Source organism: Mesorhizobium sp. M7A.F.Ca.CA.002.04.1.1, from assembly GCF_004022805.1.
GTDB lineage: Bacteria > Pseudomonadota > Alphaproteobacteria > Rhizobiales > Rhizobiaceae > Mesorhizobium > Mesorhizobium ciceri.
Map to the genome: position 1 here is coordinate 1 of NZ_RZPL01000953.1, position 1,747 is coordinate 1,747.

The window sequence follows — 1,747 nt, forward strand, 5'->3', positions numbered from 1 at the left end:
CCCCACCTGAGGGGGAGATGGCCGGCAGGCCAGAGGGGGGGCGCTGTCCCGCCGACCGCCATAAAATCTCAGCGTCCGCGCAGATACCCCGCCAGCGCCACCGCATTGTTGTGCGCCTCGTCAAGCGCGCCGTAGAGCAGCGTCACCTTGCCGTTACCCAGCAGGCCTCGCAACTGCGTCACCGCCGCGCCATTCCCATCCAGCTCAGCGCCATACCGCTCCTGAAACTCCGCCCAGCGCACCGCCTCGTGTCCGAACCATTTGCGCAACTCGTCGCTCGGCGCGATGTCCTTCAACCACAGCGTCAGCGCGGCGTCTTGCTTGCTGACGCCGCGCGGCCAGATGCGGTCGACCAGAACCCGCTGCCCGTCATCGGCAGCGGGCGGCTCGTAGATACGCTTGACCGCGATCTTGAAGGCCATCACACCTCCTGGCTGGAACCCTCAGGCCCACTCGCCCTTGCGCATGACAGGCACGCGGGCGCCGTCCTTGTGGACGCCATCGATGTCGATCTTGTCCGAGCCGATCATCCAGTCGATGTGGATGAAGCTCTTGTTGCCGCCGCGCGCGGCGATCTCGTCCTGGCTGAGCGAGGCGCCGTCGACGAAGCACTTCGAATAGCATTGGCCGAGCGCGATGTGGCAGGCGGCGTTCTCGTCGAACAGCGTGTTGAAGAACAACAGGCCGCTGGCCGATATCGGCGAGGAATGCGGCACCAGCGCCACCTCGCCGAGACGGCGCGCGCCCTCGTCGGTGTCGAGCACTTTCTTCAGCACGTCCTCGCCCTTCGATGCCTTGGCCTCGACGATCCTGCCTTCTTCGAAACGCACCGAAATGTCGTCGATCAGCGTGCCCTGGTAGGACAGCGGCTTGGTCGAGGAGACATGGCCTTCGACTCGCCCCGCATGCGGCGTGGTGAAGACCTCCTCGGTCGGGATGTTGGGGTTGCAGGTGATGCCGTTCTTGGCGGTCGAGGCGCCGCCCATCCATTCATGGCCGTCCGCCAGTCCAACCGTCAGGTCGGTGCCCGGTCCGGTGAAGTGCAGCGCATGGAAATTATGGCCGTTGAGCCATTCGGTGCGGCTGCGCAGCGCCGCGTTGTGCGCCCTCCAGTTGCCGATCGGATCCTCCACATCGACCCGCGACGCGGCGAAGATGGCATCGGCGAGTTTCACGACCGCAACATCGTCGGCATCGCCGGGGAAGACCTGTTTGGCCCAGGCGAGGTCCGGATAGGCGACGATGTTCCAATTGATGTCGAAGCCGGTGATCTTTTCCAACGCCGGCTGATAAGCCATCGAATTGGCCTTGTTGGCGCGCGCCACTTTCGCCGGATCCTGTGCGGAGAGCAGCGACGGATCCTCGCCGCGCACCGCAAGCCTGGCCGCATTGTTGGAGAAGGCCTTCGCCATGCCTTCATAGAGCCAGCCGGCGGCGCGGTCGAAGCTCGCATCGGCGCCGAAGCGGTAGCGCGCCAGCGTCATCTCGTCATCGTTGAAGATCGGCGTCACCAGGCCGGCGCCGGCCTTGTAGGCATGCTCGACGATCCGCCTGGTTAGCGGCAGTGCCGCGATCGATGACGTCAGCACCAGATCCTGCCCTGGCTGCAATTGCAGCCCGACCTTGATGGCGACTTCCGCCAGCCTGTCGAGCTTCACCGGGTCGATTGATGCGGAAACGCCGCGCGAATGTGTGGTCATGATCCTGCCTGTCGTAGTTTGATGTCCGACCTACCATAGAGCGGCGG

The 1,747-nt window shown here is 64.8% G+C and carries 2 protein-coding genes; both read right to left on the minus strand.

Going from position 1 to position 1,747, the window contains the following annotated elements:
• Positions 1–68: 68 nt before the first annotated feature.
• Positions 69–422, minus strand: coding sequence for a DUF488 domain-containing protein (locus tag ENZ75_RS30905; RefSeq protein ID WP_063167641.1), 354 nt, complete (start codon positions 420–422; stop codon positions 69–71).
• Positions 423–443: 21 nt separating this feature from the next.
• The gene (locus tag ENZ75_RS30910) at positions 444–1,700 is read right to left on the minus strand and encodes an aminopeptidase (protein WP_063167642.1); all 1,257 of its coding nucleotides are present in this window, start codon (positions 1,698–1,700) and stop codon (positions 444–446) included.
• Positions 1,701–1,747 lie beyond the last annotated feature (47 nt).

Excerpts from the sequence above, each read along its gene's own strand:
- ENZ75_RS30905 (WP_063167641.1), bottom strand. The coding sequence starts at position 422 with ATGGCCTTCAAGATCGCGGTCAAGCGTATCTACGAGCCGCCCGCTGCC.
- ENZ75_RS30910 (WP_063167642.1), bottom strand. The coding sequence starts at position 1,700 with ATGACCACACATTCGCGCGGCGTTTCCGCATCAATCGACCCGGTGAAG.